This is a genomic window from Halalkalibacter wakoensis JCM 9140 (assembly GCF_000513095.1).
GTDB lineage: Bacteria > Bacillota > Bacilli > Bacillales > Bacillaceae_D > Halalkalibacter > Halalkalibacter wakoensis.
This window is the reverse complement of record NZ_BAUT01000089.1, coordinates 1-15,408: the sequence shown is the minus strand read 5'-3', so window position 1 is coordinate 15,408 and position 15,408 is coordinate 1. Positions and strand designations below refer to the sequence as shown.

The following is a 15,408-nucleotide window of genomic DNA, read 5'->3' as shown; positions in this document are numbered from 1 at the left end:
GAGTGGCTTCCGCTCCATTTCACTATGAGATTGAACGTTTTTTACAGCAACAACCTTTTCAAAAACAGTATTATTCATATAAAAAAGGGGGTCACTATGCAGAAAACAGCGATTGTAACTGGTGCATCTAGCGGCTTTGGGTTATTAACAACCATAGAGTTGGCCAAGCGTGGATTTCATGTTGTTGCGACAATGAGGAATGTGGAGAAGCGTTCGGTCTACAAGACGTTATTTGATGAACGACCCGATCTGCTCGAACAAATCGAATTTGTCTCACTTGATGTATCGGTCGAGGACTCTATTAATCAATTTGCAGAGTATGTCAATCAGCTCAAAACCGTTGATGTCCTGATCAATAATGCAGGTTTCGCGATGGGTGGCTTTGCTGAACAGGTGAGCATTTCTGATTACAGAAGACAGTTTGAGACGAATGTATTTGGAGTGATGGCTGTCACTCAAGCCGTTCTGCCGAAAATGCGCGAGCAGAAGTCTGGAAAAATCATTAATGTTGGCAGTGTGAGTGGGTTAGTTGGTTTTCCAGGCTTATCTCCATATGCGGCCTCAAAGCATGCATTAGAAGGATACTCGGAGAGCCTGCGGTTAGAGTTGCAGCCTTTTGGCATTGATGTTGCTTTGATAGAGCCTGGCTCCTATCAGACCAATATTTGGTCTTCCGGTATGGAAGTATCAACCGGCTCTTTAGGTGAGCAATCCCCTTATGCGGCATACATGCAAGGTGTTATGGGAAATGTAGAAGCCGGCAAGAAAAAGCATGGTGATCCTTTGGAAGTAGCTCGTTTGATAAGTGACCTAGCAGAAAAAGAGCGAATTTCAAAACTACGGTACCCAGTTGGGAGAGGAATGAAGACATTGTTGCTACTGAAGCAGCTTGTACCATGGTCGTGGTGGGAAAAAGTCGTGCTGGCACAAGTTTTTAAAAGGAAATAAAGGAAACACCCAAAAGGCTAGGTAGTAGGGCACTGAAAAAGAAAAAACGACTTTGTCAGTGCGCTCTACTTTTACTCATCAACCTTCTCGATGATAATCTCATCAGCTGAATCCAAATTACGATCAACTGAATTTAATATATTTTGTTTTACGCGATAAGCGCCTTCTTGCTCACCATCAACAATGACTCGGAAAAGGTCGCCATTTCCGCTGTCTCCGCTCGAATCATCTCCGCTATCTTCAGAAGATTCATCGACTTGCTCTAAGTTAAATGCGCGAGCAAGCCCATTGACATGGCCTCTCGCAATTGTCTCTAAAAAGTTAGGATCACTCAGCTTCTCGGCATCCTCAGTGTTATCGACAAAGCCATTTTCAGTTAAGATTGCTGACATCGCTGTTTCACGCAATACATGAAAGTTAGCCGTTTTTTGACCTCGATTGACCAAATCAACAGCACCCATTATCTCCTCGTGCATAATATCACGAATTTGAGCCGTTTCAGAAGAGTCCGAAAGTCCTTCATAAATATAATCTTCGTACCCTTGAGCAGATCCATCAAAGCCATTCACATGAACCGATAGGAAGTAATCCGCTCCCCAAGAATTCGCGTCACTTGAGCGTTCCTCCAAGCTTACATCTGAGTCATCCGTTCGACTCATACGAATATCAACATCAGCATACTCGCTTTCAAGAATGTCGCGGATGCGCAAAGAAATATCCAACACAAGGTCCTTTTCCGTCATGCCATTTCCGGTTGCCCCAGTATCTGAGCCGCCGTGCCCAGGATCTAAATAGAGTTTGAACAAGGTATATCACCTCCTGAAATACTATATTCAGTTCACTAGAAAAAAGTAAGGGCTTTTGATGGAAATCCGCATGCTTGATGAGAAGTGCCCCTTTCTTAGAGAGTAGGGGCCTTTTTGGGGGTGTTAACAAGCTGAGTGGACTGAGATTCCGCTATTTGTGACAAATAGAGGGGAAAACTAGTTTTCGAGGACACACGTTCCGTTATCTCTTAATTTTGGAGCTAATTTGACCCCTTTTTCCTAAGATAGTCTCACTCTGTCCGCGAACCTCTAGAAAACCAGCAAATGTTCACAGATAGCGGATCTCCTGTCCGCTAGAAGCATCTCTTCTGACTCAAAGTTCTGGTTAAAACGGAAAAACAACTCAACTTAAACTAATTACATATATTCCTATACAAATACCCATACAACGATCGATGATGAGCCAAAAATTCACTATTCAAATGGTCGGTGGACAGCGCATGTTATCGGGAAGTTAGAAGCTGACATAAAAGAGTGGGAAGGAAATGATCGAAATAATATCCAAGCAGATGAACAAGTCTCGTTGTTCGAGGCGCACTTTGTTTATGACACAGCAAGCCAGTCCTGGCTCATTGACAACTTGAAAGATCCGGGTGAATCGTTTAGTGCTTATGATTTTTCTGATGAGTGGACGATTAAAAACAACAACCCAAGAGAACTTGTATCAAACTGGCAAGAACCTGAACGAACAGAGTCTATCACGCAAGAAGCAGTTGGAACAAGTAACGATTACCTGTTTTATGATAGTCATATAAGAAGACTATCATCTAGCGAGCTTTCAGGATTAAGTGATTGGGAGCTTCGTATTGCGAGAAACGAAATATTTGCGAGACACGGCTATGTATTTGAATCAGGAGATTTGACTCGCTACTTTTACAGCAAAGCATGGTACTCGCCAAACGACTCCTATAATGGGGCGCTTAATGCCATCGAAGAGTATAATGTGGCGCTGATTAGAAGTTTTGAGTAGGATATGAGGGGGATTTACCCCCTCATACTAGATTTCAGGAACCACATTCTCCCGCATCTTCCGTAACGCCCCTTGCTTCCACTGCCGCACCGTAGCGTTCGAAACCTGATAACCTTCCGCAATCTCCCTCGTCTTTTTGTGCAATAAAATCGCCTCATACACCCAAACTCGCTCACGCTTCGTTAAGCCCGTCATGTACGCTTCAATGGTTTCTTGCTCAAGAGGAGAAAACTCCCAGCTGCTCGGTAGAAAATCAAACCGTTCATCCCCAATCAACACCTGGCGTTCGTCGTCTTTTGTTTTCTTCGTTAAAAGAGTCATATACTTCCCGCGAATCGTCGAAATCGCGTACGTTGAAAAGCTACCTTTTGCAGGATCAAACTTCATATACGCCTCCCATAATGCAATGCGCCCAAGCTGAAAAAACTCATCAAAATCTTTGTAAATCCTTAGGGAGATCATTTGTTTTTTAATAATAGGTTCATAGTTTACTAGAACTTCTTCAAATGAAACATTCGTGTTCACATTCATTTCCTTTTAGAAAACGCGTTTTCTCTGTTATTCCGCCGGTACACTCACGATAACGAATGCTGAAACAGACCGCATCTTCCTGAAAATAATGGATGGGAGAAGGGAATGAATCAATTCATTTCAGATGGTATAGGAGTTTGAGGAGAATAGGGAAGGGGGTATATGTCGTCACTTAAAAATTGATAGATTTTAAGATTTTTAACAAAAAACAGTTGTGTAAAGGCATGTCCACTTTACACAAGGTAAATAGCGGCGGTAAGGAATTGTGTGGAATTGGAAAAAGAAGAATTGCTTTGAAGAACGGCAAACCACTTCATACTTTTATCGAAAACATACCCTTTTGGATCAACACGACTCATCAGTTGGTAAAGTTTTGCCAATAACACATACATAACATTCCCTCCCTTTTTCGGTATTGTGTGCAGAGGTTGGGAAATTATGCATAACGAAAATAAATTTACATGTTAAAAAAGCAGTTTATCTCACGTTCATTTATTTGAAAATTGAATGGAAAAGAGCAAACGAAAAAACGCACAGATAAAAGTTATTTGTGCGTTTGGCTATAATTAGAATAGAAGTAAAAGTTTAGGGGTTAGATGGAAGCAACATGTTCGTTCCATTGCGCTCCAGTCACTCGCTTTCCGCGGGGAGGTGCCGAGCCTCTATTTCCCGCAGGAGTCGAGTGACTTGCGCTCCATTTCACTACGAGCATTCATTAAAGTCCTGTTTGGATAAGGATCTTAATCACTCTTTGGTAGTCATCTCGGAGCATTACAATTTCTCAAAAAAGACCATTTCCTTGTTCCGCCTTCCATTTACTGCTTATAAAACGTATGATTCAAATCAATCGCCATCCCGCTCCAAATCCAGCATTCGTCTCCTTCAATCGTTGTCATTTGATTGCCTTCTTTAATGAGCGTCATTTGACACCCGTATTCATCAGGCACCTGCAAAGCGGTATTTCCATTTTTCACAGCGTAGCCTTCGATTTCACCGACATGTGTCGTCGATACGTGAATATCAAAAAGAAAGCCAGTCTGATCTTCATCTGAAATCGTCAGTTGACCACCAACACCACTGTTAGGCGGGATCGCATACACACCGCTCCACTCGCTAATGGATTCTGCCTGACTTGTTTGGCTAATCAATACGTTATGAATCTCATTCTGAGTTTTTTCAATATAAAGCGCATAAGCACCTGTATTGTAAATCATCACTTCGACGTTATCATAATCAACAAACTCTTCATCAGGCTCACCTAACGTTTCAATCACGGCTCTCACATCACCCTCTATAACGACTCCGGGAATCAGGAGGGTGTCGATGGCGTTATCGCCTGACACCGGAACGGCATAGCCAATGTTGTCATAAATAAACGTTTCCGCGCCTCCAAGCCAATCGGTAATGGCATCAGGCTCTCCTTTTTGATCAAACACATGCTGCAATTTAGTCCCAACGGCAAAAGGGATGCCAGGAAAGCGGCCGTCCTTAGCAGATGCAAGCCATTCCTCAGAAACGGCAATATGAGGATAGGCAAATGCCTTCCCGGGATCGTTGCTCCATTTGTCAAACAGCTCCCGCCCATATTCAAGACCATTCACATGTGTCTCATCATTATAGATGCTTTCACTGATCAAGGAGAGCTGTACTAATTCCTCATCAAGCTCCCATGTTTGAAAAACCCAACCAAACTGAGCCGATGCCTCATCATTGTTGTATTCAACATGTTGAAAAAGGCCTTCGCCAATGTTGCGGATTTCCCCGTTGACAGCATTCAGTCGATGATCTTCCACTTCAACTAAATGCAGTTGTCCATCCTCCAACAAAAAAAGCTCAAAGCTGATTTCTTCTGTCTCCTCTTTTTGATGAACAACCAAAAGATCCCGTCCGGATTCGTGTGAGCTCACATAAGCCATGTCTTCACCCTTAGAAAACCATTGAGGATCGCCAGTCTCGCTAGAAAAAAGAGAAAGGTGATCTTGTTTCACACCGAAATGCTCGCCGTCTTCCACGAGATAAAAGTCATAAAATCCTTCATAAAAAAAATCGCCCTCAGACTCCTGAGACGACGTAGCGTCAATTTGACCAGCTGTTTCTTCTGCGTGTAAAAACACATCATACGTAAGTTTTGTAAGGTGATCTACCATTGTAAATTGAAATAAACTTTCCTGTACTAACTGATCGAATGAAATGCCTTCATCTAGTTCATCTTTCACCTTTTGCTCATCATCTAATGCTGACTCAATGGGTTCAACAACGGTCTCAGAACCAGCTGCACAGCCTGCTACAATGAATAAACAGATTACATACAAAATGAGGACCTTTTTCATCGCTATCTCCTTCATGAAATGAACAGAAGTACATCCATTCATCTCTTTTTCTCTAACCCAATTCGATCAATTTTATTACCAGTGAATGTGATATATTCATCCTTTTTTAGTAAAGTTATTTTCGTCAAGGTTGTTGCTCTTAAGAACGTTATTTCTCTAAGTGCAATGGAGCGAAAGCCACTCGACTCCTGGGGGAAATAGAGGTATGCCACTGAAAAAGTGATCGTTTACTTCGGACTTGAAAGAGAGCTTTGCCCTCGCTCCCGGGATGGCGGGCACGCACCTGCAGGCGGGCGTTGAACTAACCGACTGCGTCGGTGGATTTCAACCTGCCCTTCCCTCCTGCAGGAGTCGGCCCTCCCATCCCGTCCGCTTTGTTGAGAGGTACGATAGAAAATTCCCTGCTTTTCAACGATCAAAAGAAAATAGGAGAAATGGCTTAAAAAGACCTTTTTGTCCACAGGTCTGAAGATTAATTTCATCAAATATGTAACTGTCATTTTATTTTACAAATTAAGTATTACATAGATGTTAAAAGCTTTATTATTTTCTCTTGAGATTCACCGTAACTATCGTGGTAGCCGCTTGAGTTTGCATACCAAAACAGACCCATTGATGACGCAATTTTTTACCCATGTCGATGTTTTAACTCACTCTAGTACATTGTTTGATGAAGTATATTATCGGCCATCTAGTTCATAAATCCGGTATTTGGTCTGAGTGTTATTGTTTCTTCAGTTGATATAATTAGATTCACCTATGAAAAAGAGTAATAAGTTAAAGATAAGTAAAAAGTAACCCTAGCAGGGGAATGACACGTAGACTCCTGCGGGACCAGTGACCCACGTGTGAGACCCCGCAGGCGACAGCGAGGAGGCTCAACGGGCACCCGCGGAAAGCGGAGAGTTATTCCCCTGCGGCAGTTAGGCACTTTTTCAGTGGCCTCCCTCTATTTTCCGCTAAGAGTTATAAAGTCAACACAGGAAAACCCTTTACAAAACCGGCTAAGGAAAACTCCACAACGTAGAGGTCTAAAATGAAATAAACTCATCTTAATTGTCATATAATCTAACAAAAGGCTTTTCATTTACCTTTTTTCAGACTATTATAATAATAACAAGAGAGGAGCGATACACTATGACAAAGAAAACACATTACTTAGCAGAAATCGAGCACAAAGCAGAAAAGAACTACAAAAACAGATGGAGCTGGGACATTTACATTGCGACTGATGAAAAACAAGGCTACCTTGGAAAAGCTTTTGCACCAGGAAAAGGCATTGAAATCCCTTGGACAAAACTAACAGGACAAGACCTACTAGCTGAAATGATGGGGCTTTGTGAATCACAAATGCCTAAATGTTCATAAGGTGCTGCACATGGACATAGATGACAACCAATCGGACAAGTTCATACCATTACAATGAAAACCCCCTAAGCATTCCGTTGAACTGGAACGTTTCAGGGGTTTTTTAGTAGGCAAAAAGAAATGAAAATGAAGCGGAATTACCCCACTTCATCACTTTTGTACACATAAGGCAGCTTAATTCGATGGGTATGATTCATCTCCTCGACAAGCTTATAAAAGTTCAAATTGCACGTTTTGACCGAAAGTCTGTAATAGAGTTTGCCATCTTTCATTTCTTTTGTTGCGATCTTTCCAGTAAACGTACAGTTCGAGAATAAGACCACTTTTAAAAGAATTGGAACTTCATTCATTGTAGGGAAGTCAAGAGTGGTAGAAAAAGATATTCCGGTTGAGCTCATATCGTACACACAAACTTTACTCGTGCTGGAATTGATCGTCTTTCCATTGCACTCAATCATGCTGATGTCTGCCAAAATCGGTTTCTGAAAACGTATTCTAGGATACAGCATCTCCATAACAAACCCTCCAATCAATGAAGTTTATACTATAAGCGTAGTGCATACATTATGCGAAAGGTGTTAGAATTTGTCTGTTATAAAAAATTTTCTGAAAAAAAGTAGCTGCGGAGATGGCAGCTACTTTTTTAATATACCTAACGTTGGACTTGCAGATTCTCTGTTGTTCCAACTTCAATGCCGAGCTCTTTCAACCAGCGGCGGTAACTGATGCTTAACCGATCACACTTTAAGTGCAATTCCTCTTGAAGATCGAGAGGAAGAAGTTCAGGTCGTTGGCTTTCAACAATCGCTAGATCCTGACCGATTATCAGGTCTTGAAATTCGATGTAGCCTTCATCAGGCTCTTCCAACTGAAAATTCCTCGACTGCAGCATATACACCTTTGTTTTGCCATCCTTCTCCTGCAACACTTCAATAAGAAGGGAAAAGACATCATTAGGGCCGGGACCGAATTTTTTCAAGCGAGCCGTTTTCGGTGACAAGATTTCATACACATAATCGGTATAACCGCCAATGGAACGACCATCTGGATTTGGTTGATAGATGGAAATGCGATCCGTAATATACCGACCATCTTCAAAATGAACGCGGTAATCAGACACTTCCGCGTGCTCCTCATCTCCAAGCAATCCTTCATGAACGAACATTAAATGGGAAATATCAAGAAAATTTTCAACAACTCTCGGTGCATTAGCCTCTATTTCATAAGGACCGCAGATGACCGTGCGGTATTCCTCAGGCTGATCGCCTTCTGGATAATTAAGGATTGGCTTAGGCTCATCACTAAGGCAAACCCAAATGAGGCCATATTTCTCTTGGCAATGATACACTTCGGCCTTCGCTTTTTTTGGAATGGCCTGTGTACATGGTTGAGCCGGAATTTTCACACATGTGCCTTGCGTGTTGTATTCCCAAGCGTGATACGGACATATGAGCTGATTGTCTTTCACCTTTCCTAGTGACAAAGCAGCACCTCGGTGAATACATAAATCGCGAAACGCATGTACCCCAGAATCAGTGCGGAAGACTGCAACTCGCTCTCCTAACACATAGCATTGCACAGGCTCTTCATTCAGTTCGGTTGATTTTAAAACAGCGTGCCATTCATTTCGTAACGGGTCTTGTAACATGTGATCCTCCTATTAAACATTAATGTCCAGGTAAAAAGTCATTTGTAAATGAAGCACCAACATCATCTAATGGTGTAATGATTTCTAGTTCGGCTAACTGTTCGTGAAGCGTTGTCCAGCGTTCCTCTGACATATACCCAAACCCGTGTTCAGCGGCATCTCCTTCAAATGCGTAGGTAACAAGAGTTTCAGCTGTGAAAGCTAATTGATCAGTTGGGAAATCAGGGTTCGATTCTTGAATAACAGGATTGATTTCATCATAGTTTTCTTTGTAAAACTCCCAGCCTTTGACGGATGCTTCGACATAAGCCGAAACTAACTCAGGATTGTTTTCGATCAACTCTTCTGTTGTGAACATAACGTTTGCATACGGTTGGTAACCAGAATCATGAATGAGTAGATAATCGGTATCCAATCCTTGCTGTTCAAAGTTAAACGGATCTTGTGTTACATATCCTTGTGTAAACGACGTCTCATCTTCAATAAAATCAATGAATTGACCCGTAAATGTAATTTCTTGCACGTCATCTAAATCATAAAATTCCTTAATGTATTCCCAGTATCCAATTCCAGGCTGGATGATCCCTTTTCGCCCTTGCAAATCGGCAAAATCAGTGATGCCTTGGCTATTGTGGAACAGTAACCCTTGAGGACTCGTTTGAAAAATCGTCCCAATCGCCACAATCGGAACACCTTCCGCTCGAGCGATTAAAATATCATCAGCTTGTGCCAGTCCAAACTGTGCTTGACCTGAGGCAACAATTTGAATGGAAGACACTTGAGGTCCACCTTGATCGATCGACATGTTCATGCCATTTTCCTCATAAAATCCTTTCTCCAGTGCGGCATAAAGACCGCCATGCTCCGGTTGAGCAAACCAGTTTGTCACCTGTTTCACATCCGTCATTTCAACGGTTTCTTCCACTGGTTCTGGGTCGTCACTCGGTGCATCTACCGACTCCGAAGTCGACTCTGTCTCGGTGCTGCTGCCACATGCAGTCATCATCAACGTAAAAGCCCCAGCTAACACGTATGTACCCCATTTTTTCTTTAACAACGTAAATCCCCCTTTTGGTAAAAAGTGTAATCCGAAAAGAAAGTTAAAAACTTCAGTGTGTTACATTATGTTGAGTAACTACAAAGTTTTATTTCCTTATTGGTTATAAAAATCATAATCGAAAACCGAAAAGTCGTGTGAACGTTTGGGAGGATATCTATCCATGATTTTTTAAAAAAGATGGTTTTTTTAGAGTGTTGAATAATGGTCAACTCTCATAGTGAAATGGAGCGGAAGCCACTCGACTCCTGCGGGAAATAGAGGTAGGGCTGAGACTCCTCTGGCAAAGCCGAGGGGGCTCAGCGCCTCCCCGCGGAAAGCGAGTGGCTGCAGCGCAATGGAACGAACTCGAGAAGAAAACTTAACCCGTAAAGCAAAGAATTGTCCCACTCTATTTATTTTTCCGACTAAAACATTTCGTTCGTTGCCAAAATACTGGTAGAATCAAAAGAGTGAAACTTTTACAAAGATACTTCGTATAGAAAGAATCAGGATAATCATTAGGGAGGTGTACTCAATGAACAAACCGAAAACAGATAAGCTATTAAAAGGTCTCGTTGGTTCAAGTGTAGCTTTATTTGGACTAACGGGCTGTTCACCAGGATTGCAAGAGGAGTTATTATCTGTTCCAGCTGAGCCGGATCCTGAAGTAAATGTACAGCCAGACGCTGGCCCGCCATCTCCGGATGAGGCCGATTGCGATACGTGGCAATGGGATGAAGAGGCAGAAGGCTATCAATGCGTGGAGCCGGGGAATGAGAATCATGGCCATTACTACTACGGCGGTATGTGGTTCCCGACGATTGCGGCCTTTATGGCTGGAAGAGCAACAGCTGGTGGGGCAAGAGGCGGTACTCAAGCAGGACGACCAGCAACAGGAAACCAGCCTGACCAAAACGTCAACCAACCGCGTCAGGACCAAAACCAAACAAGATCACCAAACCGAGCGACAAATCCACGCTCTGGCATGGGTGGTGGTGGTAGCTTTGGAGGCTAATCACAACCCGAAACGCGACGCTTTTTATGAGGCAATCCCAAAGTTTTGGGACCGCTTATACGGTAGCGAATACGCCTTATATGATTGCTTGGAACTACATGCAACAGATGCTGAAGCAATCCGTACGGCAACAGAAGACGCGTACTTTATTTATAAAAAAATGAGCCAGGTCATTCGCCAAGCTCCTGATGAGACGCTATTAGACTTAGGCTTCCCGCAAAAAGCTCTGCCTTTTTTACGGATGAAATGGCTGCCATATGAAACCGTAATTGGCCGATTTGATTTCGTTCAAACGGATGAAGGCTGGAAGCTACTCGAATTTAACGCAGACACACCAACCTTTATTCGAGAGTTGTTTGATGTGAACGGATTGGTGTGTAAAGAGTTTGGGTTACATGATCCAAACGAAGGAAAAGCTGAAGAATTAGCAGTCGCCATTCGAAACAGCGTCTTTCATTGCGCAAGAGCAATCGGCATAACCGAGCACCCTTATGTTGTGTTTACCGCCCATGCAGACGACATCGAAGACCGTGAAACGATGATGTATTTGCTACGAACAGCCCAAATTAAAGGCGCCAAGTTCGTCCCGCTTGCCGAACTCCAAGTTGAAGAGGGCAACGGAGTGTACGACCCAGATGGGAATAAAATCGATGTCGTTTACCGACATACATATCCACTCGAAGCATTACTAGAAGACGTCACAGACGAAACATTTCCAATTGGCATCGAATTTATGAAGCTTGTCGCAAATCAAAAAGTCGGCATGCTAAACCCAACCTCGGCCTTTATGCTACAAAGCAAAGCCGTTATGGCAGCCATATGGGGCATGCACGAACAGAACCATCCACTTTTTACAGAAGAAGAACATCACAAGATTAACCGCATCTTTTTGCCAACATACTTAGACGAAGAACCATTCTTGGAAATAGGTGAAACGTATGTCTCCAAGCCAGCATTCGGAAGAGAAGGAGACACCGTCGAAGTACGAAAAAGAGGAAAAAGGCTTTTCGCGCAAAAAGCCAAAACATACGACCACTATGTAAAAGTGTATCAAAAGTACGTTGACCTTCCGTCAACGACCATTGCAACAGAAAAAGGCAAAACCGAAGCTCACCTGTTAGTCGGGAGTTTTATCGTCAATGAAAAACCAAGCGCATTCGGCGTACGCGCTGGTGCCCAAATTACGGATAACCTATCCTACTTTTTACCTTGTGGAGTGAAAGGAGCAACTGAATGGACTTAACGTTTTATTTACAAACCTTTGATCATTTTATTATTTACCTTGGTGTATCTCTCGTTCTCTTTCTAATCGGGACATACATCTTTAAATTTGTCACCCCTTACTCAGAACGTGAACAAATTAAAAACGGCAACACAGCCGTCTCACTAAAATTACTAGGAAAAATGGGTGGACTCGTCGTCGTCTTACAATCAGCGATCCGCCATTCCATCAACCTAGTCGACTTAGCAATCTGGCGTTCATCGCCATCATCATCCAAATCGTCCTGCACATTGTTATCGAATACGTCCTCACACGCAACACGAACTTAGCAAAGGAAGTGGAAAAGGGCAATGTCGCAGTCGGACTGTTATTAGGTGGAGTTTCAGTGTTAGTAGGGATGATTGTAGCTGCGGCGATTAGCTATTAAGCTTTAAAAGAAAAAGGTGGTCTTCCTTTTTCTTTTAAAGCGTAGCGTTGAGTGGAGCCGCCGTTATGTTTTAAGCCTTTTGAGCGATCTTCTCAAAAGGCGCACGGCGAGCGGAGCCAACGCAAATCCCGGAAAAATTCAGCCTTAGTCGAGAATAAAGCTAACGTTTCTCCTCAAAGTGAAATGGAGCGGAAGCCACTCGACTCCTGCGGGAAATAGAGGTAGGGGTGAGACCCCACAGGCGAAGCTGAGGAGGCTCACCACCTCCCCGCGGAAAGCGAGTGGCTGCAGCGCAATGAAACGAACATGGGAAGAGCACTTAACCCATCAAAAACAAAAACAAACGAAAGGAGGCCAACATGCTTCCACACTACTCACTAACTCAACCATTCGACCCCGAGCGCTACCTGCAACGCTGGCTCGAAGTCGAACGTAAAGCAGCGGCAAACGGCTTCACATGGGCGACGTTATATGAAAACTATGAAGACAACCAATACATGAGCGACTCGCTTTTAGCTGTTCCATCGTCCCTTGCCCGAGAAGTAGAGAACGCCTCACGTGCGGTTAATGATATTTTCAAAAAAACATATGAGCAGATCAGAAAAGATCGCTCGCTCATCCACCGCCTTGGAATTTCGGTATTCTTATGGGACCTGCTGTTAAAAGAAGAAAAAACCGCTTTTTCGTATTTTTGCCGCTATGACTTTATTGCATCAGCAAACGGACTTAAAGTGATTGAAGGCAATACCGATACCCCTGTCGGATTGGTCGAATCAGCAATTGCACAGGATATTCTTTGCAAGGAGCATGGACACTTAAATCCGAATGCCGGAATGGATGCGAAAATTCGCAATGCCTGGACGCAAATCATTAAAGACTATGGTATTTCTAGCACGGACACACTCTACTTCACTAGTGCTGATTGGCATGATGAGGACAAACAAACGGTACAATACCTTATGAACTTGTACCCGCAGCAAGCAAAATACGTGCCGCTAGAAGAGATTATCGTTGGCACCGATGACGTGCAAACACCAGACGGAAAAAAGATCGACTTTTTGTACCGTTTGTATCCGCTTGAATACTTCTTAGAAGAAAAAGGCGGAACGGGTGAGCTCATTGGCGAACAGTTCATCGTCCATTTGATGAACGACAAACTAAAAGTGATTAACCCGCCATCGGCGCTGCTTATGCAATCAAAAGCAATCCTCTCCCTTATATGGGAAAAAAAAGACGAGTGGTACACACGCATGGAACGCGATGCGATCGAGAAATACTTTTTGCCAACGTACGACTCACTCGGCAACCTAACATCTTATGTCAAAAAACCAGTACTAGGACGCGAAGGCGGAGGCATCCAAATTGTCTCAAAAGGAGCGGTCGTCGATGAAGACGTCGACTACTACCAAGACCAAGCAACCATTTACCAACAGTACTTCCCAATGCCAGACCAAACCATCGACACATGGGACGGCCCCTATACCGGCAAGCTCTTAATCGGCTCCCACGTTATAAACGGTGAACCAAGCGGTCTGTTTTTCCGAGTTGGCGGACCCATCACAGGAAACTTATCCATGTTCGTCGCCTATACAACGCGATAAGTGGGTCAGGGGGACAGGTTCCTTGACCCACTATTTGTGGATTAGTTGAAACATGGATTCGTAACAAAAACGGAAAATGGCACGCAAAAGGTGGATAACTAGACGGTTATACATGAATTCTCCACAATACGTGAGTTATTCACAGGGGAAGAGGTCTTCTAAGAATTTTGAAAATAAGATATCCACACTATTTCCGTACAAAAACCACAAAGAAAGGAGGTACCGTATGCATTTTTTTCTCAAACTTAGTCTAGGCCTCATCCGTATGAGAAATCTAACCTTATTCATTACAACAGCTGCATTTATCATACTAAGTACCATCATCATGTACGCCCTGGAGCCAGACAACTTTGAAAGCTTGCTAAACACATTCTACTTCGTGATGACGACATTCACGACAGTTGGTTATGGCGATTACTCGCCTGTCACCATGCCGGCGAAAATCTACTCCGTTTTCATGTTCCTCATTGGAATCGGTCTACTCGGGGTCGTGATCGGAAAAATTGTGGACTCATTTACATTGTTTCGAAGAATGAGAGAAGAAGGGAGGATCACCTATATGGAAGAACGCCACATCGTCATCATTGGCTGGAACAAAAAAGCGGAATCCGCGGTAAAAGAAATACTCGACTCAGATCAAGAAATCGAAGTCGTTATCATCGATACACTCGAAAAAGCACCTGACTTACTGATGAACAACACGCGCCTTCATTACGTAAAAGGGGACCCTACATCAGAAGAACCTTACGAAAAAGCAAACCTCACTAAAGCGAGCGCCGTCATCATTTTCTCAGATGACACGATTCAAGACCCGTCCTTAAAAGACGCCAAAACCTTGCTCGTCGGCATAACGGTCAGCCGGCTCGCTCCAAAGGTTCACACAACCGCAGAGGTAATGACGGAAAAAAACATCTCGAACTTTACTCATGTCGAGGTAGACGAATTCATTCTTGCACAAGAGACGATTTCCCGCCTTGCTGTACGATCAGCGCTCTATAAAGGAGTTAGCCAAGTCTACTCTCAACTCATCAGCCATCAACACGGGGAAGACTTGTACCAGCTATCGAAAAAACCAGAATGGAACACATATGGCGAAGCGTTTCAAGACTTGCTTGCACAAGGGGCGACTCTCATTGCTGATCGGAATCATCTAGACATCAACCGCCGTCTAAACGATCCAATTCCTAATGATGCGGTGCTCTACATTATTTGCAACCGCGAAACGTATGAGAAGGTAAAGCTGTCGACTGCTGCAAGATAAATAAGAAGAAAGGTCCTCATCAAGAAGTATGAGGACCTTTTTGCTGTGTGAAACCATTCATTTTCTCCTCCAAAGTAATTAAATTAAACGTTCTAGTACCATTTCTAACCAAAAAGCTTCCTCTCTTCCCGAGTTAACAGAGTTTATTGTCGAGTTTCATTGATTTATTGTCCGATGAGCGACATTTATTGTCCGCTTGCTACGATTTATTGTCCGATGAT

At 43.2% G+C, this 15,408-nt stretch carries 14 protein-coding genes and 1 pseudogene; 8 read left to right on the top strand and 7 right to left on the bottom strand.

What is annotated here, in order from left to right:
- Window positions 1-96: 96 nt before the first annotated feature.
- Entirely contained in the window at window positions 97-948 is an 852-nt protein-coding gene (locus tag JCM9140_RS19740) for an SDR family oxidoreductase (RefSeq protein WP_034750635.1), read from the top strand.
- 71 nt (window positions 949-1,019) lie between these two features.
- Here the strand turns inward: JCM9140_RS19740 and JCM9140_RS19735 are convergent, their stop codons facing one another.
- Window positions 1,020-1,754, bottom strand: a complete 735-nt coding sequence (locus tag JCM9140_RS19735; RefSeq protein ID WP_034750632.1) for an N-acetylmuramoyl-L-alanine amidase family protein — start codon at window positions 1,752-1,754, stop codon at window positions 1,020-1,022.
- A gap of 544 nt (window positions 1,755-2,298) precedes the next feature.
- On the opposite strand from JCM9140_RS19735, the gene JCM9140_RS19730 reads away from it, so the two are divergent.
- On the top strand, window positions 2,299-2,745 hold the full coding sequence (locus JCM9140_RS19730) for a YARHG domain-containing protein (RefSeq protein WP_034750629.1): 447 nt from the start codon (window positions 2,299-2,301) through the stop codon (window positions 2,743-2,745).
- Window positions 2,746-2,772: 27 nt separating this feature from the next.
- Here the strand turns inward: JCM9140_RS19730 and JCM9140_RS19725 are convergent, their stop codons facing one another.
- The 3 genes from JCM9140_RS19725 to JCM9140_RS19720 all read right to left on the bottom strand — a co-directional run bounded on the left by JCM9140_RS19725 (window position 2,773) and on the right by JCM9140_RS19720 (window position 5,606).
- On the bottom strand, window positions 2,773-3,270 hold the full coding sequence (locus JCM9140_RS19725; RefSeq protein ID WP_052002401.1) for a sigma-70 family RNA polymerase sigma factor: 498 nt from the start codon (window positions 3,268-3,270) through the stop codon (window positions 2,773-2,775).
- A 239-nt stretch (window positions 3,271-3,509) separates the two neighbouring features.
- Entirely contained in the window at window positions 3,510-3,668 is a 159-nt protein-coding gene (locus JCM9140_RS23990) for a hypothetical protein (protein WP_156314935.1), read from the bottom strand.
- 423 nt (window positions 3,669-4,091) lie between these two features.
- Window positions 4,092-5,606, bottom strand: coding sequence for a hypothetical protein (locus JCM9140_RS19720; protein WP_034750624.1), 1,515 nt, complete (start codon window positions 5,604-5,606; stop codon window positions 4,092-4,094).
- 1,137 nt (window positions 5,607-6,743) lie between these two features.
- Between JCM9140_RS19720 and JCM9140_RS19715 the strand changes: the two genes are divergently transcribed.
- Window positions 6,744-6,974, top strand: coding sequence for a hypothetical protein (locus tag JCM9140_RS19715; RefSeq protein WP_034750620.1), 231 nt, complete (start codon window positions 6,744-6,746; stop codon window positions 6,972-6,974).
- A gap of 137 nt (window positions 6,975-7,111) precedes the next feature.
- Here the strand turns inward: JCM9140_RS19715 and JCM9140_RS19710 are convergent, their stop codons facing one another.
- The 3 genes from JCM9140_RS19710 to JCM9140_RS19700 all read right to left on the bottom strand — a co-directional run bounded on the left by JCM9140_RS19710 (window position 7,112) and on the right by JCM9140_RS19700 (window position 9,679).
- Entirely contained in the window at window positions 7,112-7,489 is a 378-nt protein-coding gene (locus tag JCM9140_RS19710) for a hypothetical protein (protein ID WP_034750617.1), read from the bottom strand.
- Between the two features lie 137 nt (window positions 7,490-7,626).
- The gene (locus tag JCM9140_RS19705) at window positions 7,627-8,622 is read right to left on the bottom strand and encodes an aromatic ring-hydroxylating dioxygenase subunit alpha (protein WP_034750614.1); all 996 of its coding nucleotides are present in this window, start codon (window positions 8,620-8,622) and stop codon (window positions 7,627-7,629) included.
- A gap of 19 nt (window positions 8,623-8,641) precedes the next feature.
- Window positions 8,642-9,679 carry an ABC transporter substrate-binding protein gene (locus tag JCM9140_RS19700; protein ID WP_034750611.1) on the bottom strand — a complete coding sequence of 346 codons (1,038 nt, stop codon included), beginning with the start codon at window positions 9,677-9,679 and terminating at the stop codon, window positions 8,642-8,644.
- A 517-nt stretch (window positions 9,680-10,196) separates the two neighbouring features.
- On the opposite strand from JCM9140_RS19700, the gene JCM9140_RS23985 reads away from it, so the two are divergent.
- From JCM9140_RS23985 to JCM9140_RS19675, 5 genes and pseudogenes are all read left to right on the top strand, one after another.
- Window positions 10,197-10,676 (top strand): hypothetical protein, encoded by a 480-nt coding sequence (locus JCM9140_RS23985; RefSeq protein WP_034750608.1) that lies wholly within the window; start codon window positions 10,197-10,199, stop codon window positions 10,674-10,676.
- Complete coding sequence (locus JCM9140_RS19690) at window positions 10,666-11,919, top strand: glutathionylspermidine synthase family protein (RefSeq protein ID WP_034750605.1); 1,254 nt, start codon at window positions 10,666-10,668, stop codon at window positions 11,917-11,919. Before JCM9140_RS23985 ends, JCM9140_RS19690 begins: the two co-directional genes overlap by 11 nt.
- Window positions 11,910-12,325, top strand: a pseudogene (locus tag JCM9140_RS19685) (DUF350 domain-containing protein). Before JCM9140_RS19690 ends, JCM9140_RS19685 begins: the two are co-directional and overlap by 10 nt.
- 359 nt (window positions 12,326-12,684) lie before the next feature.
- A complete protein-coding gene (locus tag JCM9140_RS19680) occupies window positions 12,685-13,926 on the top strand; it encodes a glutathionylspermidine synthase family protein (protein ID WP_034750602.1) in 1,242 nt (413 codons plus the stop codon).
- A 265-nt stretch (window positions 13,927-14,191) separates the two neighbouring features.
- On the top strand, window positions 14,192-15,187 hold the full coding sequence (locus JCM9140_RS19675) for a potassium channel family protein (protein ID WP_235715414.1): 996 nt from the start codon (window positions 14,192-14,194) through the stop codon (window positions 15,185-15,187).
- Window positions 15,188-15,408: the final 221 nt, after the last annotated feature.